18 protein-coding genes are annotated in these 24,692 nt (G+C 69.6%); 10 read left to right on the top strand and 8 right to left on the bottom strand.

Going from position 1 to position 24,692, the window contains the following annotated elements; all coding sequences use genetic code 11:
* Window positions 1-34 precede the first annotated feature (34 nt).
* Complete coding sequence (locus FZ938_RS03290; RefSeq protein ID WP_149197226.1) at window positions 35-445, bottom strand: hypothetical protein; 411 nt, start codon at window positions 443-445, stop codon at window positions 35-37.
* A gap of 180 nt (window positions 446-625) precedes the next feature.
* On the opposite strand from FZ938_RS03290, the gene FZ938_RS03285 reads away from it, so the two are divergent.
* Both FZ938_RS03285 and pbpC read left to right on the top strand, forming a co-directional pair.
* The gene (locus FZ938_RS03285; RefSeq protein WP_246798989.1) at window positions 626-5,839 is read left to right on the top strand and encodes an alpha-2-macroglobulin family protein; all 5,214 of its coding nucleotides are present in this window, start codon (window positions 626-628) and stop codon (window positions 5,837-5,839) included.
* An 18-nt stretch (window positions 5,840-5,857) separates the two neighbouring features.
* Window positions 5,858-7,927 (top strand): penicillin-binding protein 1C, encoded by a 2,070-nt coding sequence (gene pbpC / locus FZ938_RS03280; protein ID WP_246457481.1) that lies wholly within the window; start codon window positions 5,858-5,860, stop codon window positions 7,925-7,927.
* Between the two features lie 5 nt (window positions 7,928-7,932).
* Here the strand turns inward: pbpC and FZ938_RS03275 are convergent, their stop codons facing one another.
* Window positions 7,933-8,205, bottom strand: a complete 273-nt coding sequence (locus tag FZ938_RS03275; protein ID WP_246457480.1) for a hypothetical protein — start codon at window positions 8,203-8,205, stop codon at window positions 7,933-7,935.
* 150 nt (window positions 8,206-8,355) lie between these two features.
* Here FZ938_RS03275 and FZ938_RS03270 point away from each other — a divergent pair, with 150 nt between their 5' ends.
* Both FZ938_RS03270 and FZ938_RS03265 read left to right on the top strand, forming a co-directional pair.
* On the top strand, window positions 8,356-8,730 hold the full coding sequence (locus tag FZ938_RS03270; RefSeq protein ID WP_149197224.1) for a hypothetical protein: 375 nt from the start codon (window positions 8,356-8,358) through the stop codon (window positions 8,728-8,730).
* A gap of 70 nt (window positions 8,731-8,800) precedes the next feature.
* Window positions 8,801-10,453: a multicopper oxidase family protein gene (locus FZ938_RS03265; RefSeq protein ID WP_149197223.1), complete on the top strand. Its 1,653-nt coding sequence runs from the start codon at window positions 8,801-8,803 to the stop codon at window positions 10,451-10,453.
* 90 nt (window positions 10,454-10,543) lie between these two features.
* On the opposite strand, the gene FZ938_RS03260 is transcribed toward FZ938_RS03265, so the two are convergent.
* Genes FZ938_RS03260 through map form a run of 3 tightly spaced genes read right to left on the bottom strand, consistent with a single transcriptional unit; the run spans window position 10,544 to window position 12,398 of the window.
* A complete protein-coding gene (locus FZ938_RS03260) occupies window positions 10,544-10,996 on the bottom strand; it encodes a cupin domain-containing protein (protein ID WP_149197222.1) in 453 nt (150 codons plus the stop codon).
* Window positions 10,993-11,580 (bottom strand): NUDIX hydrolase, encoded by a 588-nt coding sequence (locus FZ938_RS03255; protein ID WP_149197221.1) that lies wholly within the window; start codon window positions 11,578-11,580, stop codon window positions 10,993-10,995. Before FZ938_RS03255 ends, FZ938_RS03260 begins: the two co-directional genes overlap by 4 nt.
* Window positions 11,577-12,398 (bottom strand): type I methionyl aminopeptidase, encoded by an 822-nt coding sequence (gene map, locus FZ938_RS03250; RefSeq protein ID WP_149197220.1) that lies wholly within the window; start codon window positions 12,396-12,398, stop codon window positions 11,577-11,579. Before map ends, FZ938_RS03255 begins: the two co-directional genes overlap by 4 nt.
* A gap of 188 nt (window positions 12,399-12,586) precedes the next feature.
* Here map and radA point away from each other — a divergent pair, with 188 nt between their 5' ends.
* From radA to FZ938_RS03230, 4 genes are all read left to right on the top strand, one after another.
* Window positions 12,587-14,035: a DNA repair protein RadA gene (gene radA / locus FZ938_RS03245; RefSeq protein WP_149197219.1), complete on the top strand. Its 1,449-nt coding sequence runs from the start codon at window positions 12,587-12,589 to the stop codon at window positions 14,033-14,035.
* Between the two features lie 59 nt (window positions 14,036-14,094).
* Window positions 14,095-14,784: a CvpA family protein gene (locus FZ938_RS03240; protein WP_149197218.1), complete on the top strand. Its 690-nt coding sequence runs from the start codon at window positions 14,095-14,097 to the stop codon at window positions 14,782-14,784.
* A 105-nt stretch (window positions 14,785-14,889) separates the two neighbouring features.
* Window positions 14,890-16,338, top strand: coding sequence for an amidophosphoribosyltransferase (purF, locus tag FZ938_RS03235; protein WP_149197217.1), 1,449 nt, complete (start codon window positions 14,890-14,892; stop codon window positions 16,336-16,338).
* A 77-nt stretch (window positions 16,339-16,415) separates the two neighbouring features.
* Window positions 16,416-17,123 (top strand): SDR family NAD(P)-dependent oxidoreductase, encoded by a 708-nt coding sequence (locus FZ938_RS03230; RefSeq protein ID WP_149197216.1) that lies wholly within the window; start codon window positions 16,416-16,418, stop codon window positions 17,121-17,123.
* A gap of 142 nt (window positions 17,124-17,265) precedes the next feature.
* Here FZ938_RS03230 and mutS read toward each other — a convergent pair whose 3' ends face one another.
* The gene (gene mutS, locus FZ938_RS03225) at window positions 17,266-19,899 is read right to left on the bottom strand and encodes a DNA mismatch repair protein MutS (protein WP_149197670.1); all 2,634 of its coding nucleotides are present in this window, start codon (window positions 19,897-19,899) and stop codon (window positions 17,266-17,268) included.
* A gap of 247 nt (window positions 19,900-20,146) precedes the next feature.
* On the opposite strand from mutS, the gene FZ938_RS03220 reads away from it, so the two are divergent.
* Entirely contained in the window at window positions 20,147-20,653 is a 507-nt protein-coding gene (locus tag FZ938_RS03220; RefSeq protein WP_149197215.1) for a hypothetical protein, read from the top strand.
* 42 nt (window positions 20,654-20,695) lie between these two features.
* Here FZ938_RS03220 and FZ938_RS03215 read toward each other — a convergent pair whose 3' ends face one another.
* Window positions 20,696-21,094, bottom strand: coding sequence for a hypothetical protein (locus FZ938_RS03215; protein WP_149197214.1), 399 nt, complete (start codon window positions 21,092-21,094; stop codon window positions 20,696-20,698).
* A 112-nt stretch (window positions 21,095-21,206) separates the two neighbouring features.
* Entirely contained in the window at window positions 21,207-21,557 is a 351-nt protein-coding gene (locus tag FZ938_RS03210; protein WP_149197213.1) for a hypothetical protein, read from the bottom strand.
* A gap of 216 nt (window positions 21,558-21,773) precedes the next feature.
* Between FZ938_RS03210 and FZ938_RS03205 the strand changes: the two genes are divergently transcribed.
* Window positions 21,774-24,611 carry a [protein-PII] uridylyltransferase gene (locus tag FZ938_RS03205; protein WP_149197212.1) on the top strand — a complete coding sequence of 946 codons (2,838 nt, stop codon included), beginning with the start codon at window positions 21,774-21,776 and terminating at the stop codon, window positions 24,609-24,611.
* Window positions 24,612-24,692 lie beyond the last annotated feature (81 nt).

Genomic DNA, 24,692 nt, shown 5'->3' with positions numbered 1-24,692 from the left:
GTCGCGATACGGATCGCCCGGTCAAGCGGGCGGCTCAGTGCGTCGGATGACGACCGGATGGCGGGGCCTGGGACTGGAAGGGCTTCCGCTCCTTCGGCCGGTGGACCTCGTCGGGCTTCGCCGACTCCGACGCCAGCAGGATGCCGGCCGGAATGACCGGCAGCTGCAGGGCCGGCAGCAGCGCGATGTACTGGCCGAGCCAGCTGCAGGGCATATGCAGCGGGGAAAGCGGCTGCTTGTCGGCTTCGCCGCCGGGGGGAAGCGGGACGCCGTCCCGATCGACCGGCAGATAGACGATCTCGCTGCCGGTGCAGATCGCGACATAGCCGTCGCGGTCGGCGGCGCCGGCAGTGGGGGCGGCAACGCGCAGGAACAGGCTGAACGCCAGCGCGAGCGCAAGCGCCAGACCCCACCGTTGCTGCACTGTGCGGCAATAGGCCAGCATCCGATTGCGACCGCCTCGCAAGCTTTAGAAACGGATCGTTACCCGATCCGCGAGGGGCGAACAAGTGCGGCGGGATCTCTCTACAGCCGAACGGTGCATCGGCGGTTCGCCATATCGCCATGCACCGATTATCGGCGCTATAACCGGGGGCATTCCCGCTTCCGCTTGTAAGGCGACATGATGGCACGGCTGCTGACGCTGCTTTGGGTTCTGGTGGTGATGGTTTTCGCGGCCGGTCCGGTCCATGCCGACTACACGCCGCCGGGAGCGCTGTCGGACGCCACCGCCTATGCCAACGGGCTTCTGCTGAAATCGCCGCCGCAGCCCAAGCCGCAGGTGATCGCCGACCTGCTGAAGCAGGCGCGTGCCGCCCGCGACCGCAAGGACATGGCCGGCGCCATCCAGGCCTATGAGAAGACCATCACCCAGGGCGGCGGCTCGCCGTCGGTCTGGCTGGAGCTGAGCGCGGCCTGGATGGCCGCCACTCCGCCGAACAAGGACCGCGCGCTGCACAGCGCCGTCATGGCCGGGCAGTTCAACCCGAAGGACGAGGAGCGCGTCGCCATCCTCTGGCGCATCGCCACGCTGATGGACGAGGCGTTCGGCAAGCCGGACGAGGCGGTGAAGGCGCTGAAGGCGATCCAGGAAATCGCGCCGAAGATGGAGGTGGCGACGCTCGACACCCAGGCGCCGAAGCTGGAGGAGCGCATCGTCGCCATGCGCCGCAAGGCCGGTCTGGCGATGACCGGCGTCACCGTGAATGCCGAGGGCAGCAGCCCGCGCGTCTGCTTCCAGTTCAACGACCGGCTGAGCGGCAAGCAGGGCGTGCGCTTCGACGATTATGTCCGGGTGGAGCCGCCGACCAAGACCGCCATCGAGGCGCGCGAGAACAGCCTGTGCCTGCGCGGTGTCACCCATGGCAACGGCTACACCGTCACCCTGCGCCAGGGCCTGCCCGGCGAGGACGGCGTGGCGTTGAAGGCGGACGAGACGCAGCGCGTGCGCGTGCCCGACCGGCCGGCGATGGCGGCCTTCCGCGGGTCCGCCTACATTCTGCCGCGCAAGGGTGCCGACGGCATCCCGGTGGTCAGCGTCAACACCGACCGGCTCGACGTGTCGGTCTACCGCATCGCCGACCGGGCGCTGGTCTCCAACAAATATGACGCCAGCCTCTTCAGCGAGCTGACCGGCTATACCGCCGACCGGCTGGCCCAGGAGAACGGCGAGCTGGTCTGGACCGGCACGCTGGACGTGAAGGGCGAGCGCAACCGCGACACCACCGCCGCGATCCCCTTCCGCCAGGCGGTGGGCGACGATCCCAAGGCCGGCCTCTATGTCGTCACCGCCCGTCCGCATGACACGGAGGATGCCGACCGCTGGGACGCGCTGGCGACCCAGTGGGTCCTGCTGTCCGACATCGGCCTGACCAGCTTCCGCGGCGCCGACGGGCTGACCGTGTTCGCCCGCTCCTTCGGCAACGCCAAGCCGCTGCCGGGGGTGGATGTGGCGCTGGTCGCCCGCAACAACACCGAACTGGCGCGGGTGAAGACCGACGAGTTCGGCCGCGCCCGCTTCGCGCCCGGCCTGCTGAAGACCGGCGGCAACGCGCCCGAGATGGTGATGGCCTATCTCGGCACCGACTTCGCCATGCAGGACCTGACCGGCGCCGCCTTCGACCTCAGCGACCGCGGGGTCGGCGGGCGTCCGACGCCGGGGCCGATGGATGCCTTCGTCTATTCCGACCGCGGCGTCTACCGCCAGGGCGAGACGGTCAACCTGTCGATCCTGCTGCGCGACGACAAGACGGAGGCGGTCGACAATTTCCCGCTGACCGTGAAGGTCCTGCGCCCCAGCGGCACCGAGTATTACAGCGGTGCCCTGAAGGGGCAGGAGGCCGGCGGATTCTTCCTGCCGCTGAGCCTGACCCGCACCGCGCCGCTCGGCGGCTGGGAGGTGCTGGTCTATGGCGACCCGAAGGGCGAGCCGATCGGCCGCGGCGGGTTCCAGGTCGAGGATTTCGTGCCGATCAAGCTGGCGCTCGACGTGACCGCCAGCGCGCCGATCCTGGTGCCGGGCCAACCCTTCGAGGTGACGGCGCAGGGCCGCTTCCTCTACGGCCCGCCGGCCGCCGGGCTGGACGGCACCGCCGAGGTGGCGCTGAAGCCCGACCCGATGCCCTATCCAGCCTTCAAGGACTATCGTTTCGGCCGGGTGCAGGACAACCCGACCGAACGGCTCGACCCGCTGGAATTCCCGACCACCGACGAGCAGGGGGTCTCGCACGTCGCCGTGACGCTGCCGGAGGTGCCGGACACCAGCAAGCCGCTGCGCGCCGACATCCGCGTCACCCTGTCGGAGCCGGGCGGGCGCCCGGTGAAGAAGTCGGTTTCGGTCCCGGTGCGGCCCAAGACCTATGCGCTGGGCCTGCGCCCGCGCTTTTCCGACGGCCGCATCGGCGAGGGGGCGGAGGCCGCCTTCGACCTCGTCGCCGTGGCGCCGGACGGCAGCGCCATCGCCAAGCCCGGCGTCAAATGGGAGCTGGTGGAGGAACGGGTTTCCTTCGTCTGGTTCCGCCGCGACGGCCGCTACAGCTACAACGCCTCGGTGCGCGACGTGCCGCTGGCCTCCGGGACCGTCGATGTCGGCGCCGAAAAGCCGGCGCAGGTTGCGCTGGGCAAGCGCGACTTCGGCCGCTACCGGCTGGAGGTGACGGACAAGGCGGCCGGTGTCGCCAGCTCCTACCGCTTCTATTCCGGCTGGGCGAGCGGCGATGACACCGCCGACATCCCGGACAAGCTGGAGGTCTCGACCGACAAGCAGTCCTACAAGCCGGGCGAGACCGCCCGCGTCCGCATCGCTCCGCCCTTCGCCGGCGAGTTGCTGGTGACGGTGGCGACCGACCGCATCTTCGACGTCCGCACCCTGTCGGTCCCGGCCGAAGGGGCGACGGTGGAAATCCCGGTCGATGCCGCCTGGGGCCCCGGCGCCTATGTCACCGCCACCGCCTATCGTCCGCCGGTCAAGGGGCGGGAGCGCCAGCCGGTGCGCGCCATGGGCGTCGCCTGGGTCGGTGTCGATCCGTCGGTGCGCACGATGACCGTGTCGCTCGACGCGCCGCAGGTGATGCGCCCGCGCAGCCGGCTGGAGGTCGGGGTGAAGGTCGCCGCCGCCGATGGCGGGAAGATCGAGGACACCTATGTCACGCTGGCCGCGGTGGACGAGGGCATCCTGCGGCTGACCGACTTCGCCAGCCCGCAGCCGGAAAAGCATTATTTCGGCAAGCGCCGGCTGGGGTTGGACATCCGCGACGATTACGGCCGGCTGATCGACCCGCTCGACGGCCCCTATGGCGCCATGCGCCAGGGCGGCGACTCCAGCGGTGCCGGGCTGCCGGTGGTGCCCTTCACCGTGGTTTCGCTGTTCCACGGGCCGGTGAAGGTCGGCGCCGACGGCACCGCCCGCATCGGCTTCGACGTGCCGGACTTCAACGGCGAGCTTCGCCTGATGGCGGTGGCCTACAGCCGCGGCCGGGTCGGCTCCGCCGCCGGGCCGGTGACGGTGCGCGATCCGCTGGTGGCCGACGCCATCCTGCCGCGCTTCCTCGCCCCCGGCGACGACAGCCGCGTGACCCTGTCGCTGCACAATGTCGAAGCGGCGGCGGGCACCTACGAGGTGGCGGTGACCGCGCAGGACGCCGTGTCGGTGGAGGGCGGCACCCTCTCCGTCCCGTTGGCGAAGGGCGAGCGCAAGACGCTGGTGGTGCCGCTGAAGGGCGTCGCCGCCGGCATCGGCCATGTCGCCGTGGCGGTGAAGGGGCCGGAGAATCTGGCGCTGAACCACGACTACGGCATCACCGTCCGCCCGGCCCGCTCGGTGGAGACGCAGTTCCTCACCCGCCAGATCGCCCCCGGCGAGAGCGTCCGCTTCGACGGGGCGGAGCTGGCGACCTATCTGCCGGGGACGACCAACTGGTCGGCCAGCTTCACCACCGCGCCGCCCTTCGATGTCGGCGGCATCCTGCGGGCGCTCGACCGCTATCCGTTCGGCTGCCTGGAACAGACGGTCAGCCGTGCCCTGCCGCTGCTGGTGGTGCGCGACGTCGAACTGGCGCTGGGCAAGGACCGCAAGCCGGACGACGGCCTGGAGGCGCGCGTCCAGCAGGCGATTTCCCGCACGCTCGACAAGCAGCGCTTCGACGGCGCCTTCGGCCTGTGGGGCGCCCATGACGAGGCCGACGGCTGGCTGACCGCCTATGCCACCGAGTTCCTGGTCCGCGCCAAGCAGAAGGGGGAGGCGGTGCCGGACAAGCCGCTGACCGATGCGCTGACCTGGCTGCGCCAGCGCGCCATCGCCAGCGCGAGCGAGCCGGGGGATCTGGCAGTGCGCGCCTATGCCCTGCACACGCTGGCGCTGGCCGGCGTGTCGCTGCCGGGGCCGGCGCGCTACCTGCACGACACCGCGCTGGAGAAGCTGCCGACCCCGCTCGCCAAGGGACAGCTCGGCGCCGCGCTCGCCCGCATGGGCGACAAGGAGCGGGCGGCCAGCGCCTTCGACAGTGCGGTCGCCCATCTGGCGCGCGAAGAGTGGCATGTCGATTACGGCTCCACCGTACGCGACTCCGCGGCGCTGGTGGCGCTGATGACCGAGGTCGACATGGCGGGCACCCGCATCCCGGCGCTGATCGACCGGCTTCCGGCCTCCGCCACCGCCGCCGGCCGCACCAACACGCAGGAAAAGGCGTGGTCGGTCCTGGCCGCCGACGCCCTGCTGCGCGGCGCGCCGGCCAAGGTCGAGGTGACGCTGGGCGGTGCCAGGAAGGATGGGACGCGGGTCGACCTGACCCCGACGCTGGCCCAGCTGAAGGCCGGCATCCCGGTGGCCAATGCCGGCAAGGCGGCGGTGTGGCAGGCGGTGTCGTTGTCCGGCGTGCCGGTGGCGCCGCAGCCGGCGGCGCGCGAGGGGCTGCGCATCAAGCGCAACTTCTTCACCCGCAAGGGCGAGGTGCTGAACCTCGACAGCATCAAGCAGAACGACGTCTTCGTCGTCGTGCTGGAGGGCGAGGCCAACACCAAGCTGTTCCACCAGGGCATGGTCACCCACGCGCTGCCCGCCGGCTGGGAGATCGAGAACGCCAAGCTGGGCGGCGGCACGCCGGAGGAGATGCAGTGGCTGGGCGATCTCAGCTACACCCGCACGACCGAGGCGCGCGACGACCGCTATGTCGCCGCGGTGGACCTGACGGAGGACCAGCAGACCTTCAAGCTGGCCTTCATCGTCCGCGCCATCACCCCCGGCACCTATGAACTGCCGGGCGCCACGGTGGAGGACATGTACAAGCCGCGCTTCTTCGCCCGCCAGACCACCGGGCGGATCACGGTCCATCCGGCGGAGTGACGATTGGCGCGGGATTGGGTGCGTAAGCTTTGGGTGCGGCGGTCGGCGCTTGCCGCGGCGGGCGTCGCCGCCCTGATGGGGACGGCGCTGGCGCTCGACCGGCTGTTCCCGCCGCCGCTGGAACGGCTGGCCGACCTGTCGGTGACCGTCACCGACCGCAAGGGCCAGCCTTTGCGCATCTTCACCAACGGCGCGGGGGCGTGGCGGCTGCCGGCGACGGTGGACGACGTGTCGCCCCTGTTCGTCGAGCTTCTGCTGGCCTATGAGGACCGGCGGTTCGAAAGCCATGCCGGCGTAGATCCGCTGGCGGTGCTGCGGGCGGCGGCGCAGAATCTGGGAGCGGGGCGGGTGGTTTCCGGCGCCTCCACCATCACCATGCAGGTCGCCCGCCTGCTGGAGCCGCGTCCGCGCACCTTCACCGCCAAGCTGATCGAAGCGGCGCGGGCGGCGCAGCTGGAATGGCGCTTCGGCAAGCGCGACATCCTCGGCATGTACCTGACGCTCGCCCCCTATGGCGGCAACATCGAAGGGATCCGCGCCGCCTCGCTGATGCTGCTGGGCAAGGCGCCGGTGGAACTGGACGCGGCGGAGGCGGCGCTGCTGGTCTCGTTGCCGCAATCGCCCTCCCGCCTGCGGCCGGACCGCTATCCGGAGCGGGCGCAGGCGGCGCGCGACAAGGTGCTGGACCGGGTGGCGGAAGCCGGCGCGCTGCCGCCCAAGGCGGTGGCGGAGGCGAAGACCCTGCCGGTGCCGGCGGCCCGCCTGTCCCTGCCGGCCTCGGCCCCGCATCTGGCCGACCGGCTGCGCAACGCCGATCTCCACCGGCCGGTGGTCGCCACCACCATCGACGGCACGCTGCAGCACGCCATCGAAGCGATGGCCCGCCGGGCGGCGGAGACGCTGAACCCACAGGCCGGGTTGGCGGTGCTGGTGGTCGACAACCGCGACCGTTCGGTCCTGGCCTATCTCGGCAGTCCGGACGCGCTGGACGAGACCCGGCAGGGGCCGATCGACATGGTGCGGGCGGTGCGCTCGCCGGGGTCGGCGCTGAAGCCCTTCATCTATGGGCTGGGTTTCGACGACGGCATCATCCACCCGCTGACCCAGATCGCCGACGTCTCCACCCGCTTCGGCGACTGGGCGCCGCGCAATTTCGACCGCAGCTTCACCGGCGACCTGACGGTGATGGAGGCGTTGCAGCGCTCGCTGAACGTGCCGGCGGTGCTGGTGCTCGACCGCGTCGGGCCGCTGCGCTTCGCCGAGGCGCTGCGCAAGGCAGGATCCCGGCTGGTGCTGCCGAGCGGCACGGCGCTGCCGGGGCTGCCGGTGGCGCTCGGCGGGGCGTCGATCAGCCTGTGGGACATGACGACTCTCTACAGCGGGCTGGCGCGCGACGGGTTGGTGGCGCCGCTGCGTACCGTGGTGGAGCAGCAGGACGGGCCGGAGCGTCGGCTGCTGTCGGCGACTGCGGCGCAGCAGGTGCGGGCGATCCTGGAAGGCTCCCCGCCGCCGCCGGGCGTGGTGCAGGCGCAGGAGCTGCGCGGCAGCGGGCCGGTGGCGCTGAAGACCGGCACCAGCTATGGCTTCCGCGACGCCTGGGCCTTCGGTGTCACCGGGCGCTACACCGTGGGGGTGTGGGTCGGCCGGCCGGACGGCACGCCCAGCCCCGACCATTATGGCCGCAACACCGCCGCCCCGCTGCTGTTCGAGGTGTTCGACCTGCTGCCGGCCGAACGCGGCCGCCCCGCCGGGCCGGTGCGCAACGACGCGCCGCCGGAACTGCTGCGCCGCCTGCGGCCGGGCGAGGTGGAATTGGCGGGACCGCGACAGACTGACCGCCTGCGCCTGACCTTCCCGGTCAGCGACATGGTTCTGGAGGCGCTGGGGCCGGACGGCAGGGGGGAGCCGATGACCCTGACCGCCAGCGGTGGGCGGCGCCCTTTGTCCTGGCTGATCGATGGCCGGCGCATCGCCCAGTCCCCCATCGCGCGCGAGGTGCTGTGGCGGCCGGCGGGGCCGGGGGTGGTGCGGGTGACCGTGCTGGACGCCGACGGCCGCAGCGACAGCGCGACCGTCGAGATAAGATGAAGGGGCTAGGACGCGCGGCGCAGACCGAAGGGGGCGTCGTCGCGCTGGCTCCACACCCGCGTGCGGACCCGCATCTGCTTCTGGCAATCAACCGAGCAATAGAGCGGCGCCGGTCCCCGCGTGGACGGACGGACGAAGGGACGGCCGCAGCAGGCGCAATGCAGCTGGCGGGTCGCGGTGTGCGGGAAATTGGCCGGACGGGCGGGGGCGGACATCTGGAAGAGTTCGGGCTGGTTTCGGGTGAGCGCCAATATAGGGGCGGTGTGTTGCAGTTCCATGCTCGGGAAAGCGCCTAGGACCGAAGGGGTAGAGGGCTTGTCCTGCGGTCGGGGGTGGTTGACCGGTTCGGCCCTCGGGCCTATCTGAAAAGGCTGACAACAAGCGGGAGCGGTGCGGTGCCGATGCGCGTCGCCGACTGGATGCGGAGGTTGAGCGGTGTCGCGGGGGCGATGGTCCTCGTGATGCTCGGCCTGCTGCTGTGGTCGGGTGCCGCCGCCGCCGCGTGCCCGCACGAGCGGCCGGGTTCACCGGCTGCCGTCGCGTCTCCTGCCATGTCGCACGGCACGTCGCACGCGATGAATACGAACCGCATCGACCACGGCCGGCAGGCGCCGGGCCGGCCACACCATGCGGTGCAGCCCTGCTGCGCCGGAATGGCCTGCGCCGCTGTGCCGGTGGGGTTGCCGGGTGCCGAGATGGCGTCGCCGCTCGGATCGGCGGGACCGCGGTTGGTCTGGGCCGCCGGGCCGTTGCGCGAGGGGCTGGGCCGGCGGCCCGATCTGCCGCCGCCCCGGCTGGGATGATGTCCTTGCGTTGCTGGTCCTGAGCGGCGCCGCCATCCGTCCCATCTCCCCAGAACATCCGGAGTCCGTCATGACTCTCGCGCTTTCCCGCCGCCGTCTGCTGTCCACGGCGGCGGCCGGCGGCTGTGCCGCCCTGCTGCCCGCCTTTCCCCGCTCCGTCCTGGCTGCCGGCCCGGCTGTCGACCCTGCCGCCGGCCCCACCGCCGGCCCCACCGCCGGCGACGCCGTCCGCCTGACCGTCGAGCGCCGCAGCCTGGAGGTGAACGGCAGGGCCGCCAGCCTGTTCGGCATCCGCCAACCCGACGGCACGCATGGGCTGATCCTCGATCCCGGCCGGCGCTTTCTGGTCGACCTGACGAACAGGGCCGGGGAGGATACCGTCATCCACTGGCATGGCCAGACCCCGCCCTATGTCCAGGACGGCGTCGCCGACATGAACCGGCCGACGATCCGCGATGGCCTGACGGTTCGCTACGACTTCGCGCCGCGCACCGGTACCCATTGGATGCACTCCCACCACGGGATGCAGGAACAGCTGCTGATGGCCGCCCCGCTGGTGGTCCGCAGCGACGAGGATCTCCGCGCCGACGAGCAGGAGGTGGTCATCCTGCTGCACGACTTCACCTTCCGCGACCCGGCCGAGCTTCTGGCGTCGCTGGGTGGGCCGTCCGGCGGGATGGCGCATGGCGGGCATGGTACCGGCGGCATGGGGCAGGGGGCCATGAACCACGGTTCCATGGATCATGGCGCCATGAATCATAGCCAGATGAATCAAGGCCAAATGCCCACCGGCCAGATGAACCACGGTCAGATGAACCACGGTCAGATGAACCACGGCTCCATGGGGCACGGCTCCCCGGCACAGGGCAACGGCCATGACATGGCCGGCATGTCCGGCGGCATGGCGATGGACCTGAACGACATCGATTACGACGCCTATCTGGCCAACGACCGCACCCTTGCCGATCCGCAGGTGGTGCGGGTCGAGCGGGGCGGGCGGGTGCGGCTGCGCGTCATCAACGGCGCCACCTCCACCGCCTTCCATCTCGACCTCGGGCGGCTGAGCGGACAGGTGATCGCCGCCGACGGCAACCCGGTGCATCCGGTGCCGGGCACCCGTTTCGGCCTGTCGATGGGGCAGCGGCTCGACATCCGCCTGACCCTGCCCGCCGACGGCGGCGCCTTCCCGATCCTGGCTCTGCGCGAAGGGGCGGTGCAGCGCACCGGCATCATCCTCGCCACCCCCGGTGCGGCGGTGGAAAAGGTCGCGGACACCGGGCAGGCGGTGACCGACGCGCTGGACCTGTCACTTGAACGCCGGTTGAGCGGCGTGACGCCGCTGGCGGTGCGGACGGCCGACCAGACGCGGCGGATGCAGCTGACCGGGTCGATGATGCCCTATGTCTGGAGCCTCGACGGCAAGACCTTCGGCGAGCACCGGCCGTTGCTGGTCCGCCAGGGCCAGCGGGTGGAGCTGACCTTCGAGAATGCGTCGATGATGGCGCACCCGATGCACCTGCACGGCCACCATTTCCAGGTGGTGGCGATCGATGGCCGGCCGGTGGCGGGGGCGGTGCGCGACACCGTTCTGGTGCCGATGATGGCCAGCGTGACCGTCGCCTTCGACGCCGACAACCCCGGCCGCTGGCCGCTGCACTGCCACAACCTGCTGCACATGGAGACGGGGATGATGACGGAGGTGGTCTATGAAGGGTTCGTTTGAGGGGGGGTGACGTGCGGCGTTGAACCGCGAGCCCACTCCTCTCCCGGCCTGAACGCCGCGCCGGGGGAGGGGTGGGCGATCATCCTCCCCTCACAGGCTCTCCCCCGGCTCCCAGCCCTCCGGCGCCATCCTGAACCCGGCGAATTCGAAGGCCGGCGCCACGGTGCAGCTCACCAGCGACCAGCCGTCCGGCACTTCGGCGAGGCTCCGCGCCGCCTGCCACGCCCCGACCGGCACCACCGCCTGCGGCCGTTCGCCGCCGGCGAGGTCCATCCCCAGCCGTCGGCGCTCGACCGCGCCGCCCTCTTCGAAAATCGAAAGCTCCAGCGGCGCCCCGCCATGCCAGAGCCAGATCTCCACGGCATCCACGGTATGCCAATGCGACCGCTCCCCCGCCCGCAGCAGGAAATAGATCGCGGTGACCGCCCCACGTCCGCCATCCCCCGGCGCCCGATAGGTTTCGACATAGCAGCCACCTTCCGGATGCGGCTGCAACCCCAGCAATTCGATCAGCCGTTCGGCGGTCAGTGCGCCGTCCGTCATCGTACGCTCCGCGCCGCCATGCCCAGCCCTTCGCGCAGTTCGGGCATCAGCATCGCCCCCAGCATGGCGATCACCGGCAGAACCGCATAATCGCCGCGAGCCGCCGCGTCGATCAGTTCGCGCGCGCTGTGCAGTTCGATCCGCATGTCCTCCAGATCGCCATGATCGGGCTCCGCCACCTTGCGGGCGCCCTTGGCGTGGAACATGTGGCAGGTGCTGCCCTTGGAGTTCGCACCCACGACGAAGCCGCCCAGCGCCGTCCAGTCGTCGGCGGCATAGCCGGTCTCTTCCAGCAGTTCGCGCCTGGCGGCATCCAGCGGCTCCTCGCCGGGGTCGATGGCGCCGGCCGGGAAGGTCAGGCTGACGCGCCGCGCCCCATGCTTGTAGGTGCGCAGCATCACCACCCGGCCGTCCTCGGTCTCGACATACATCAGCGCGAAGTCGGGCTGGTCCAGCTGATAGAAATTCTCCACCGTCCGCCCGTCCGGCAGCCGCACCGTCTCCGCCCTCACCTTCAGGTATGGGCTGGCGTCCAGCAACTCGCGGCTGTCCAGCACCTCCCACGGCTTCAGTTCGTCACTCATGCGGCGTTCCCATAGGGCAGCCCATAAGGAGGTTGGGTGAAGCCGGCGGGGGAGAGGGTGAAGATCTCGCAGCCGTCCTCGGTGATGCCGATCTGGTGCTCGAACTGCGCCGACAGCGAGCGGTCGCGGGTGACCGTGGTCCAGCCGTCGGACAGGATCTTCACCTCCGGCCGGCCGGCGTTGATCATCGGCTCCACCGTGAAGATCATGCCGGGGCGCAGTTCCACGCCGGTGCCGGGCTTGCCGAAATGGTCGACATGCGGGGCGCCGTGGAAGACCTGCCCGATGCCGTGCCCGCCGAAATCGCGCACGACGGAGCAGCGGGCCGCCTCCGCCATCGTCTGGATGGCATGGCCGATGTCGCCCAGATGATTGCCCGGCTTGGCCTGGGCGATGCCGGCCATCATGCAGCGCCAGGTCAGGTCGACCAGCTTGCGCGCCTTCACGCCGATCTTCTCGCCGACGAAATACATCCGGCTGCTGTCGCCGTACCAGCCGTCGAGGATCACGGTGACGTCGATGTTGACGATGTCGCCCTCCACCAGCTTCTTGTCGTCGCTGGGGATGCCGTGGTTGACGACATGGTTGGGCGAGATGCAGCTGCTGGCCGGATAGCCCTGATAGCCCAGCGTCGCCGGAATGCCGCCGCGGTCGCGCTGGAATTCCTCGATCAGCTTGTCGAGCCGCCCGGTGCTGACCCCCGGCACCACGAAGGGCACGATGTAGTCCAGCGTCTCGGCCGCCAGCCGGCAGGCCTTCCGCACCGCCTCGAACCCTTCCGGACCGTGCAGCACGATCCGCCGTCCTTCCCTGTCCATCAGACCTTCATCCGTCACGTAAATCCTCTGACATTCTTCAACCGCTGCGCCCATCCGCAGACAGCGCGAGCAACCTATCACGGCGCCGGTCTGAAAAAAGCTCCTGCATTCCACCCCTGCAAGCGTAGGATTCGGCGGAACGGCTTGCTATATGTGGCGGGCCCTATCCCCATCGGACTACCAGACCTTTGGCGAAGCCCACCACCCGATATGTCTGCCAGGCCTGCGGCGCCTCCTTCCCGAAATGGGCAGGCAAGTGCGACGCCTGCGGCGAATGGAACAGCCTCGTCGAGGAGGCGGCGCCCGACAGCGCGCCCAAGGGGCTGGGCTCTGCGCGTGGCCGCCGCATCGACTTCGTCGGCCTGCACGGATCCAGCGAGGCGCCGCCGCGCCGCATGACCGGCATCGCCGAGTTCGACCGCGTCTGCGGCGGCGGTCTGGTTCCCGGCTCGGCCATCCTGATCGGTGGCGATCCCGGCATCGGCAAGTCGACCCTTCTGCTCCAGGCGATGGCCCGGCTGTCCCAGGACCACCGCTGCGCCTATGTCTCGGGCGAGGAGGCGGTCGATCAGGTCCGCTTGCGCGCCCAGCGCCTCGGCTGCGCCACCGCCCCCGTCGATCTGGCCTCGGCTACCAGCGTGCGCGACATCGTCGCCTCGCTCGACGACGCCAAGGGGCCGGAGGTGATCGTCATCGATTCGATCCAGACCATGTACATGGACAATCTGGACAGCGCCCCCGGCACCGTCGCCCAGGTCCGCGCCAGCGCGCAGGAGCTGATCCGCATCGCCAAGCGGCGCGGAGTCGTCCTGCTGCTGGTCGGCCATGTGACCAAGGAAGGCATGATCGCCGGTCCCCGCGTGCTGGAGCACATGGTGGACACCGTCCTCTATTTCGAAGGCGAGCGCGGCCACCAGTTCCGCATCCTGCGCGCGGTGAAGAACCGCTTCGGCCCGACCGACGAGATCGGCGTGTTCGAGATGGGCGACGCCGGGCTGGGCGAGGTCGCCAACCCGTCCGCCCTGTTCCTGGCCGAACGCCGGGGCGACGTGTCGGGTGCGGCCGTCTTCGCCGGGATGGAGGGCACCCGCCCAGTCCTGGTGGAGGTGCAGGCGCTGGTCGCCCCGTCGCCGCTCGGCACGCCGCGCCGCGCCGTGGTCGGCTGGGATTCGGCGCGCCTCGCCATGGTGCTGGCGGTGCTGGAGGCGCGCTGCGGCGTGCAGATCGGCGCCAACGACGTCTATCTGAACGTTGCCGGCGGCCTGCGCATCACCGAGCCCGCCGCCGACCTCGCCGTCGCCGCCGCGCTCGTATCGTCACTGACCGGGGAGCCGGTGCCGGCCGACGCGGTGGTGTTCGGCGAGATCGGTCTGTCGGGCGAGGTCCGCGCCGTCGGCCAGAGCGACACGCGGCTGAAGGAGGCGGCGAAGCTCGGCTTCTCCTCCGCCATCTTCCCGGCGCGGCGCACCGGCAAGAAGGGCAGCCGCGGCGACAACGGCCTGAAGACGGTCGAACTCCAGCAGTTGGGCGAGCTGATGCCGCTGTTCCAGCCGCAGGGCTCCTCCGGCCGGCCGCCCTCGCGGCGCCCTCACGACGACAACGACACGCGCCGCTGGCGCGATGACGAATTCATCTGACCGCACTTCCGTCATCAATCGGTACCTCATCAATCGGTACAGGCAATCGGCACAGGGACATGGATAATCTTCCCGTCAATCCGGTCGACATCGTCGTCATCGCCGTCGTGCTTCTGGCCGCGCTTCTGGCCTTCAGCCGGGGGCTGGTGGCCGAAGTGGTGTCGGTCGCCGCCTGGGCCGGCGCCGCGATCGTCACGCTCTACGCGCTGCCCCATGTCCTTCCCTACGCGCAGATCTATATCCGCTTCGAGATGCTGGCCTACGCCGCCTCGGCGGTTGCGGTGTTCATCGTCGCGCTGATCGTGCTGTCGCTGCTGGGCCGCAGCCTGTCGCGCGGGGTGCAGGCCTCGGCCCTGTCGGCGCTGGACCGCACGCTGGGCTTCGCCTTCGGGCTGGTGAAGGGCGGGGTGCTGGTGTCCATCGCCTATCTGTTCTTCCTGTGGCTGGTGCCCAACCCGGCCGAACAGCCGGTGTGGCTGCAGCAGGCGAAGACCCGCCCCCTCCTGGCCGCCGGCGCCGAGACCCTCTATGCCTTCGTGCCGGAGACCCTGCGCCGGGAAGGGCTCGGCCAGATGGACATGGCGCGCGACCGTGCGCGTCAGGCGATTGAGGCCAAGCAGGCGCTCGACCGCCTGTCGACACCGGTGCCCAGCCCCGCGAAGACCGGGGGTGCGCAGGCGCCCGATACCGGTTATAAGGACCGCGACCGCGCCGACCTTGAAAGGCTGATGCAGAACAACGCCCGCTGAGCTTGACCGCTCGGTTTCGGCGCTATCGACGTTTGTGGACCGTTTCTTTCCGTTGCATGTGCTGACGCGCGCCTCCGGCGCCTCTTGGACGAAGGACTTCTGGTGATGCTGACGACGCATCCGTTCGACGACGACAAGCTGCGCGAAGAGTGCGGCGTGTTCGGCATCTACGGCAACCCGCAGGCGGGCGCCATCACGGCGCTGGGCCTGCACGCCCTGCAGCACCGCGGGCAGGAGGCGGCGGGCATCGTCAGCTTCGACGGTGGGCGCTTCCATCTCCAGCACACGCTGGGCCTTGTCGGCGACCATTTCAGCTCCGAGGCGATCATCGCCAAGCTGAAGGGCGGCAGCGCCATCGGCCATGTGCGCTACGCCACCACCGGCGACACCTCGATCCGAAATGTCCAGCCGCTCTACGCCGATTTCGAGTTCGGCGGCTTCGCGCTGGCGCACAACGGCAACCTGACCAACGCCCAGGTGCTGCGCCGCCAACTGGTCCGCCGCGGCTGCCTGTTCCAGTCCTCCACCGACACCGAGGTGATTGTCCATCTGATGGCGACCGCCCGCGGCGGCTCGCCGGTCGATCGCCTGATCGAGGCGGTGCGGCAGGTCGAGGGCGCCTTCTCCCTGGTGGCGCTGACCTCCAAGGAAGTGATCGGCGTGCGTGACGCGCTCGGCGTCCGTCCGCTGGTGCTGGGCAAGCTGGGCGACACCTATATCCTGGCCAGCGAGACCTGCGCCTTCGACATCGTCGGCGCCGACTATGTCCGCGACGTCGAGCCGGGCGAGATGATCGTCATCGACGGCAGCGGCCTTCACAGCCTGCGTCCGTTCCAGCCGCAGCAGCGCCGCCTGTGCATCTTCGAATACATCTACTTCGCCCGTCCCGACAGCGTGATGGAGGGCACCTCCGTCTATCAGGCGCGCCAGCGCATCGGCCGTGAACTGGCCCGCGAGGCCGGCGTGCCCGCCGACGTGATCGTGCCGGTGCCCGACAGCGGCGTGCCCGCGGCGCTGGGCTACGCCCAGGAAGCCGGCGTGCCCTTCGACCTCGGCATCATCCGCAACCATTATGTCGGCCGCACCTTCATCGAGCCGACCGACCAGATCCGCCATCTCGGCGTGAAGCTGAAGCACAACGCCAACCGCGCGATGATCGAGGGCAAGCGCGTCGTGCTGGTCGACGACAGCATCGTCCGCGGCACCACGTCGAAGAAGATCGTCGAGATGGTCCGCGCCGCCGGCGCCGCCGAGGTGCACATGCGCATTTCCAGCCCGCCGACCTCGCACCCCTGCTTCTACGGCATCGACACGCCGGAGCAGGGCAAGCTGCTGGCCCACCGCATGACGGTGGAACAGATGCGCGAGTTCATCCAGGCCGACAGCCTTGCCTTCATCTCGCTCGACGGCCTGTACCGGGCGATGGGCGAGGAAAAGCGTGACCCGGCCAATCTCGGCTATTGCGACGCCTGCTTCACCGGCGACTACCCGATCCCGCTGACCGACGCGCTGGAAAATCCGCCGGTCGAGGCGAACGTCGCCGTCCGCGCCTGAGTTAACACCCTCTCCCGCCCCGGGAGAGGGTTTTTCGTATGTGAACGAATAATAATCCCAGGAAACGAGTCGTCACCATGTCCCGTCTCTCCGGCCGCATCGCCCTCGTCACCGGCGCCTCGCGCGGCATCGGCGCCGCCGTCGCCAAGCGCTTCGCCGCCGAAGGCGCCCATCTGGTCCTGGTCGCCCGCACCGTCGGCGGGCTGGAGGAGACCGACGACGCCATCCAGAAGATCTCCGGCCAGTCGGCAACCCTGGTGCCGATGGATCTCCGCGACTACGACAAGATCGACCAGCTCGGCCACGCGCTCTACCAGCGTTTCGGCAAGCTGGACGTCGTCGTCGGCAATGCCGGCGCGCTGGAGGCGCTCGGCCCGGTCGCCCAGTATGATCCGAAGCTGTGGGCGCGGGTGATGGACCTGAACGTGACGGCCAACTATCGCCTGATCCGTTCGATGGACCCGCTGCTGCGCGCGTCCGGCACCGGCCGCGCCATCTTCGTCACCTCGGCCGCCGCCAAGGCACCGCATCATTACTGGATGCCCTATGGCGCCAGCAAGGCGGCGCTGGAGATGATCGTGAAGACCTACGCGATGGAGGTCACCGGTTCGACCCTGCGCGTCAACCTGATCGACCCCGGCGTGGTGGCGAGCAAGCTGCGCACCCAGGCGTTCCCGGGCGAGGATCCGACCAAGGTCGCCCAGCCCGACGACGTGACCGAGCCGTTCGTGGAACTGGCCGAAGCCGCCTGCGAGCGGCATGGGGAGCTGGTTCAGGCGCAGTGATGGCTTGACTGCCCAAACTCCCCTCTCCCCCCCGGGGAGAGGGTCAGGGTGAGAGGGATGCATCTGCCGAACGTCTTCGGCTACGCCGAACCCCCTCATCCTAACCTTCTCCCCAGGGGGGAGAAGGGATCTCCGCGGAGAATCAGCGCAGCATCCCCCGCAGCCGATACAGCTCCTCCAAAGCCTGCCGGGGCGTCAGACTGTCCGGGTCGATCCCCGCCAGAGCCTCTTCCACCGCCGAAGGCCCTGCAGACGCGACCTCCGCCTCCACCTTGGGCGCCGGCCGCTTCAACGCCGCGCTGAACAGCGGCAGATCCTCCGCCAGCCGGTGGATCGTCGCGTTCTGGTCGCCCGATTCCAGCAGCTTCAGCACCTCGTCCGCCCGCCCGACCACCGCCGGCGGCAGGCCGGCCAGCTTGGCGACGTGGATGCCGTAGCTGCGATCCGCCGCCCCCGCCGTCACCTCGTGCAGGAACACCACGTCGCCCTGCCACTCCTTGATCCGCATGGTGTGGCAGGACAGCGCCGGCAGCTTCGACGCCAGCATCGTCAGTTCATGATAGTGCGTGGCGAACAGCGCCCGGCAGCGGTTCACGTCGTGCAGATGCTCGACGCAGGCCCAGGCGATCGACAGCCCGTCGAAGGTCGCCGTGCCGCGCCCGATCTCGTCCAGGATCACCAGCGCCCGCGCACCGGACTGGTTCAGGATCGCCGCCGTCTCCACCATCTCGACCATGAAGGTGGAGCGCCCGCGCGCCAGATCGTCGGCGGCGCCGACGCGGCTGTACAGCCGGTCCACCACCCCGATATGCGCATGCTCCGCCGGCACGAATCCGCCCATCTGCGCCAGCACCGCGATCAGCGCGTTCTGCCGCAGGAAGGTGGACTTGCCGGCCATGTTCGGGCCGGTCAGCAGCCACAGCCGGTTGTCCGGCGCCAGATCGCAGTCGTTGGCCACGAACGGCCCGCCATGGGCGGCGTCCAGCACCGCCTCCACCACCGGATGCCGCCCGCCCTTGATCGAGAAGGCGAGGCTGTCATCCACCAGCGGCCGGCTGTAGCGCCGTTCCTCCGCCAGTTCGGCCAGCGAGGTGGCGACATCCAGCGCCGCCAGCGCATGCGCCGCCTGGGCGATGGCGTCGGCCTTTGCCGCCACCGCCTCGACCAGCCCGCCGAACAGCTCCAGCTCCACCGCCAGCGCCCGGTCGGCGGCCTCCGAAATCCGCCGCTCCAGGTCCGACAGCTCCACCGTGCCGAAGCGCACGGCGTTCGCCATGGTCTGCCGGTGCATGAAGACCTCGCGGGCCCGGTCCGACATCAGCTTGTCGGCATGGGCGGCGGTGACCTCGATGTGATAGCCCAGCACGTTGTTGTGCTTGACCTTCAGCGACGGCACCCCGGCGATCTCGGCATATTTCGTCTGCAACCCGGCGATCAGCCGCCGGCTCTCGTCGCGCAGCGTCACCAGCTCGTCCAGCGCATAGCTGTAGTCGCGCGCGATGAAGCCGCCGTCGCGGGCCAGCAGCGGCAACTCATGCGCAAGCGCCTGGGTCAGCTGGTCCACCAGTTCCGAATGCGCGCCCAGCCGCTTGTCGAGCGCCGCCAGCCCATCCGGCAGCGGCATGGATCCTGCCAGCAGTTCGCGGATCAGACCTGCCTGCCGCAGCCCGTCGCGGATCGCCGCCAGATCGCGCGGTCCCCCGCGCCCCAGCGTCAGCCGCGACAGCGCGCGCTCCAGATCGGGGCAGCTGCGCAACGCCTGCCGCAGCTCACCGCGCAGCCGTTCCTCGGCCAGCGCGAACTCCACCATGTCCAGCCGGCGGCCGATGGCGGCGGGATCGGTCAGTGGCGCCGCCAGATGGGCGCAGAGCAGCCGGGCGCCGGCCCCCGTCACCGTGCGGTCGATGGTGGCGAGCAGGCTGCCACGCCGCTCTCCGCTCAGCGTCCGCGTCAATTCGAGATTGCGGGCGGTGGAGGCGTCGATCTCCATCACCGCGCCCGGCCCCAGCCGGCGCGGCGGCGACAGCCGGGGCACGCGTCCCTTCTGCGTCAGCTCGACATACCCCACCAGCGCGCCGGCCGCCGCGACTTCCGCCCGGCTGAAATTGCCGAAGGCGTCCAGCGTGCCGACGCCATACTGGCTCAGCAGGCGCTGCTTGCCGTTCTCGCTGTCGAATCGCGGGTTGGGTTGCACGGTCAGCCGCGACTTCCATTCGCCCCACAGCTCGAACAGCTCCGGCGTCTGCGACAGCTTCTCCGAGATCAGCACTTCCTGCGGATCGAGCCGCCCCAGCGCCGCCCCGAGCCCCGTCCGCTCCACCGGCTGCACCACCAACTCGCCGGTGGACATCTCCAGCCAGGCCAGCCCCAGCCCGCCCGCCGTCTCCGCCACCGCCGCCAGCCAGTTGGAGGAGCGGGCGTCCAGTAGGCTGTCCTCGGTCAGGGTGCCGGGGGTGACGATGCGGATGACGCCGCGCTTCACCACCGATTTCGCCCCGCGCTTCTTCGCCTCCGCCGGGTCTTCCATCTGCTCGCAGATGGCGACGCGGAAGCCCTGGCGGATCAGGCGCTGCAGGTAATTCTCGTGGCTGTGCACCGGCACGCCGCACATCGGGATGTCTTCGCCCAGATGCTGGCCGCGCTTGGTCAGCGCGATGTCCAACGCCGCCGCGGCGTTCACCGCATCCTGAAAGAACATCTCGTAGAAGTCGCCCATCCGGTAGAACAGCAGGCAGTCGGGATGCGCCTGCTTGATCTCCAGATACTGCGCCATCATCGGCGTGGCGTCGGGCGGAATGACGATTTCTGCGGTGTCGGACACGGGAACCACGAGGCCTTGGATGGGTGTTGTATCGGGAGCGCACCGTAGCACGGGATATGCGGCCGCGGGATAGGCGGGATGGCGGAGCATGGGACAACAGGACGCGCACGAACGACTCGAGGGTGCGTCCCCGTCGCCGTTGACGGGCACGCGCCGGCGGTCGCTACAATAGGGCAAGCTGAAAAATAGGGAGACGGCCATCATGACGCAAATGACCGAGGAAACCGTACCCGCCGAGGTGCGGGAGGTCGTTGCCCTCTTCTCCACCCGCGCCGGTTTCGACCGTGCAGTGGAGGCGGTGCTGGCGGCCGGCTTCGACCGCGCCGACCTGTCGGTCCTGGCCAGCCACGCCTCGCTGGATGTCGCGGATCCGAAGGGCAAGCCGCGGGACGAGGCGCTGACCGGTCTGGTGGGCGAACTGAAATACGCCTTCCCCCTGACCACCGCCGGCCTGATCGCCATCGTCGGCGGTCCCATCGAGGCCGCGCTGGCGGCGTTGGTCGCGGCCGGCGTCGGTGGTGCGGCCATCAAGGACTATCTGGACGAGTTGACCAGCCACCCCAAGCCCGACGAGTTCACCCGCGCGCTGGAAGCCGGCGGCGTCATCCTGTGGGTGCGCGTCGAATCGCCGGATCAGGAGGCTCAGGCCGCCGCGCTGCTGGAGCGCGAGGGCGGGGTGAATGTGCATGTGAGCGTGCGCGACGCGTGACGGAACCGGACGGGGCGGGAAGGGCGTAGGTCCGGGAAGGCGTCAGGCGGTCAAATTCATCACTGCGCCGCGCTTGGCGTCCTGCCCCGTCAGCTTCCGCTTCAGTTCCTCCGCGATCTCCTTTTCGATGGCTTCCCGCTGTTCCGGGGGCAACGCGTTCAGGTCGTCCTTCGTCATCTTGTGACGTGCGAGCCACTCGTCGCGAATCCGCTCGGCCGGCGACTTCTTCGCCTCCGCCAGGAAGTCGGCGACGGCGGTGGTGTCGGTGGTCGGCCCTGCGCTGCTGCCCCAGCCCTTGCGGGCGGTCGCCGTCTGCGGCTGGGTGTGGAGAGAGTTCGTATAGCCGCTGTAGCCGTTGATCTGCATCGCGGTAATCCCGCTGTTGGTTGCGCCTTCGCCCGACAGCAACTGCCGGCAGCGCAGACCGCGATGCAATTTCAACGCCGAACGGGAAGTCCTTCCGTTTCCGTAACTTGATGCGTCCGCCGGGGCGGTGGAGTCTGCCGCCGGGCAAGTTCTGCCGGCCTAATCCCTGCCGGTTCCCCCCTGTAAGTCAGGCTGCGGCGGCCTGCCGGCACTTCGGGGCGGCAGCCATCCGCAGCCCATGCGCCCTGTACTGCGCCTGGACGATGGACGCCCAGCCCATGCGGATCAGCGTCAGCTTCACGCCGTCCGACACGTCGTCGCCGGTGACGAGGTCGGTCACCTGCCACATCAGCGTGTCGTCCACCGACCGCGGGAACATCGCGGCGACCCGCAGCAGCCGCGCCATCAGCGCCGCCGTGGTCTGCCGCCCCAGCCCGCGTTCGGCCAGCGTCAGCGCGTCGTTCAGCGCCGCCAGTTCCCGCCGCCCCTTCACCGAAGCTTCACCCGCCGCGCGTCCCGTGATCGTCCGGCCGGTCATGGCCCATCTCCCGCAAAACCGTTCACAGGCACCAGTCTGGCCCCGCAAAACGGGAACCGCTGTGACGGCCGTCACAACCACAGGCACAAGCAGGCGGGGCGCACTGGTTTTCCAGTGCGGGCGTGCTACCTGAAGGCTTTACCGCTATAGTGCGGCCGTTGCGGCCATTCCGGATCGCCTGCACGCCGCTTTAGAAGCCGAGGTTTTCCCCGACCGATGCTGTCCCGCTCCAAGGCGCCGCCCCCGCCCGAGTCGCCCGCGCCCGCCATCCCGAACAAGCGCGCCATCATCTCCCGCCGGAAGCTGGCGGGGGAGCTTGAGGATCTGGTCGCCGAACACGGCACCGGCGACAAGCTGCGCCCGGCGCTGATCGCCTGCCTGCGCAAGGCGCTGGCCGAGGGCAGGGCGGAAGTCCGGCAACGCTTCGACGCCGGCGGATCGGGCGAGCAGTGCGTGCGGGAGAACTGCTATCTCGCCGACCGGCTGGTCGGCACGCTGGCCGACTTCACCGTCCGCTTCATCTTCCCCACCGCCAACCCGACCTCCGGCGAGGTGTTCGACGTGGCGGCCACCGGCGGCTATGGCCGTGGCGAGCTGGCGCCCTTCTCGGACATCGACCTCCTGTTCCTGCTGCCCTACAAGCGCACGCCGCGGGTGGAGCAGGTGGTCGAATACATGCTCTACATCCTGTGGGATCTGGGGCTGAAGGTCGGCCATGCCGTGCGCAGCGTGGACGAGTGCATCCGCCAGTCCAAGGCCGACGTCACCATCCGCACCGCCATTCTGGAATCCCGCTATCTCTGGGGTCCGGGCAAGCTGTTCGCCGAGCTGCGCAAGCGCTATGACAAGGAGGTCGTCGCCGGCACCGGCCCCGAATTCGTAGAGGCCAAGCTGGCGGAGCGCGACAACCGCCATCTGAAGATGGGCGACAGCCGCTATGTGCTGGAACCCAACCTGAAGGACGGCAAGGGCGGCTTGCGCGACCTGCAGACCCTGTTCTGGATCGCCAAGTATCTCTACCGGGTGGAGGGCGTCGACGAGCTGGTCGGCAAGAAGGTGCTGACGCCGGAGGAGGCGCAGCGCTTCGCCAAGGCGCAGAACTTCCTGTGGACCGCGCGCTGCCACCTGCATTACCTGACCGGCCGTCTGGAAGACCGCCTGACCTTCGACGTCCAGACCAGCATCGGTGCCGCCATGGGCTACACCGACCATGCCGGCACCAAGGGCGTCGAGCGCTTCATGAAGCACTACTTCCTGGTCGCCAAGGATGTCGGCGACCTGACGCGCATCTTCTGCGCCGCGCTGGAGGCCGAGTCGAAGCGCCCGCCCAAGTTCAACCTGCTGCGTCTGGCGTCGGTCGCCCGGCGCAAGGACGTGGACGGCTTCATCGTCGACGGCGAACGGCTGAACGCCCGCAGCGACAAGCAGTTCAAGGAACAGCCGATCGACATGATCCGCCTGTTCCACACCGCGCAGATGAACGACATCGACATCCACCCGGCGGCGCTGCGCTCCATCACCCGCTCGCTGACTGCCATCGGCCCGAAGCTGCGCAACGATCCGGAGGCCAACCGCCTCTTCCTCGACATCCTGACCGGCCCCAAGGATCCGGAGATCACGCTGCGCCGCATGAACGAGGCCGGGGTGATGGCCCGCTTCATTCCCGACTTCGGCCGGGTCGTCGCGCAGATGCAGTATGACATGTACCATGTCTACACGGTGGACGAGCACACGCTGTTCGCTCTCGGCATCCTGCACAAGATCGCGTCGCGCGAGCATGTCGACGAGTTGCCACTGTCCACCGAGGTGATCCACAAGGTCGTCTCGAAACGCGCGCTCTATGTCGCCGTCCTTCTGCACGACATCGCCAAGGGCCGCGGCGGCGACCATTCCGTGCTGGGCGCCCGCGTCGCCGAAAAGCTCTGCCCGCGTCTGGGCCTGACGGCGGAGGAGACGGAGACGGTGGCGTGGCTGGTGCGCTGGCACCTCGCCATGTCGCACACCGCCTTCAAGCGCGATCTGGAGGACGACAAGACCGTCCGCGATTTCGTGGCCCTGGTCCAGTCGCCGGAACGCCTGCGCCTGCTGCTGGTGCTGACGGTCGCCGACATCCGCGCCGTCGGCCCGCAGCGCTGGAACAACTGGAAGGCCACGCTTCTCCGCGAACTCTACAACCGCTCGGAAGAGCTGATGTCCGGCGGCATGACGGTGGAAGGGCGCGGCCGGCGCATCCAGTCGGCACAGGCCGCCTTGCGCGCCGAACTGACCGACTTCGACGAGGAGGCGTTCGAGCGTCACAAGAGCCTCGGCTATCCCGGCTATTGGCTGGCCTTCGACACCGACACGCTGGCCCATCAGGCCCGCCTCGTCCGCGAGGCGGAGCGGGAACAGCGCCCGCTGACGGTGGAGACCCGCGTCGACCGCGGCCGGGCGGTGACGGAGGTGACGATCTACGCCACCGACCACAGCGGCCTGTTCTCCCGCCTTGCCGGGGCGCTGGCCGCCTGTGGCGCCGACATCGTCGATGCCCGCATCTTCACCATGACCAACGGCATGGCGCTCGACGTCTTCTCGGTGCAGGACGCCGCCGCCGGCGGTGCGTTCGAGAGCGGCGACAAGCTCGCCCGGCTGTCGGTGATGATCGAGAAGGTGCTGTCGGGCCAGTTGAAGCCGCTGAACGACCTGTCGACCCGCCGCACCACCCAGGCCAGCCGCACCCGCGTCTTCCATGTGCCGCCGCGCGTGCTGATCGACAACAACGCCTCCACCACCCACACGGTGATCGAGGTCAACGGCCGCGACCGTCCCGGCCTGCTCTACGACCTGACCCGCGCGTTGTCGAACCTGACCCTGCAGATCAGTTCGGCCAAGGTCTCCACCTTCGGCGAGAAGGCCATCGACGTCTTCTATGTGAAGGACGTCTTCGGCCTGAAGGTGACGCATGAAGGCAAGCTGGCGAAGATCAAGGAACGCCTGCTGAGCGCGCTCGACGACCCCACCGGCGACGCCCCCCCGCCCACGACGGTGAAACGGACCCGGACGAAGGTGACGTAAAAGGCCCTCTCCTCAGAGCGGTAACCCTCTCCCCCCGGGGAGAGGGCTGGGTGAGGGGGACGCACATGCCGAACCTCCCTC

This window comes from Azospirillum oryzae, assembly GCF_008364795.1.
Classification (GTDB): domain Bacteria; phylum Pseudomonadota; class Alphaproteobacteria; order Azospirillales; family Azospirillaceae; genus Azospirillum; species Azospirillum oryzae.
Note: the sequence above shows the minus strand (reverse complement) of the source record. Positions and strands in the feature narration are given on the sequence as shown.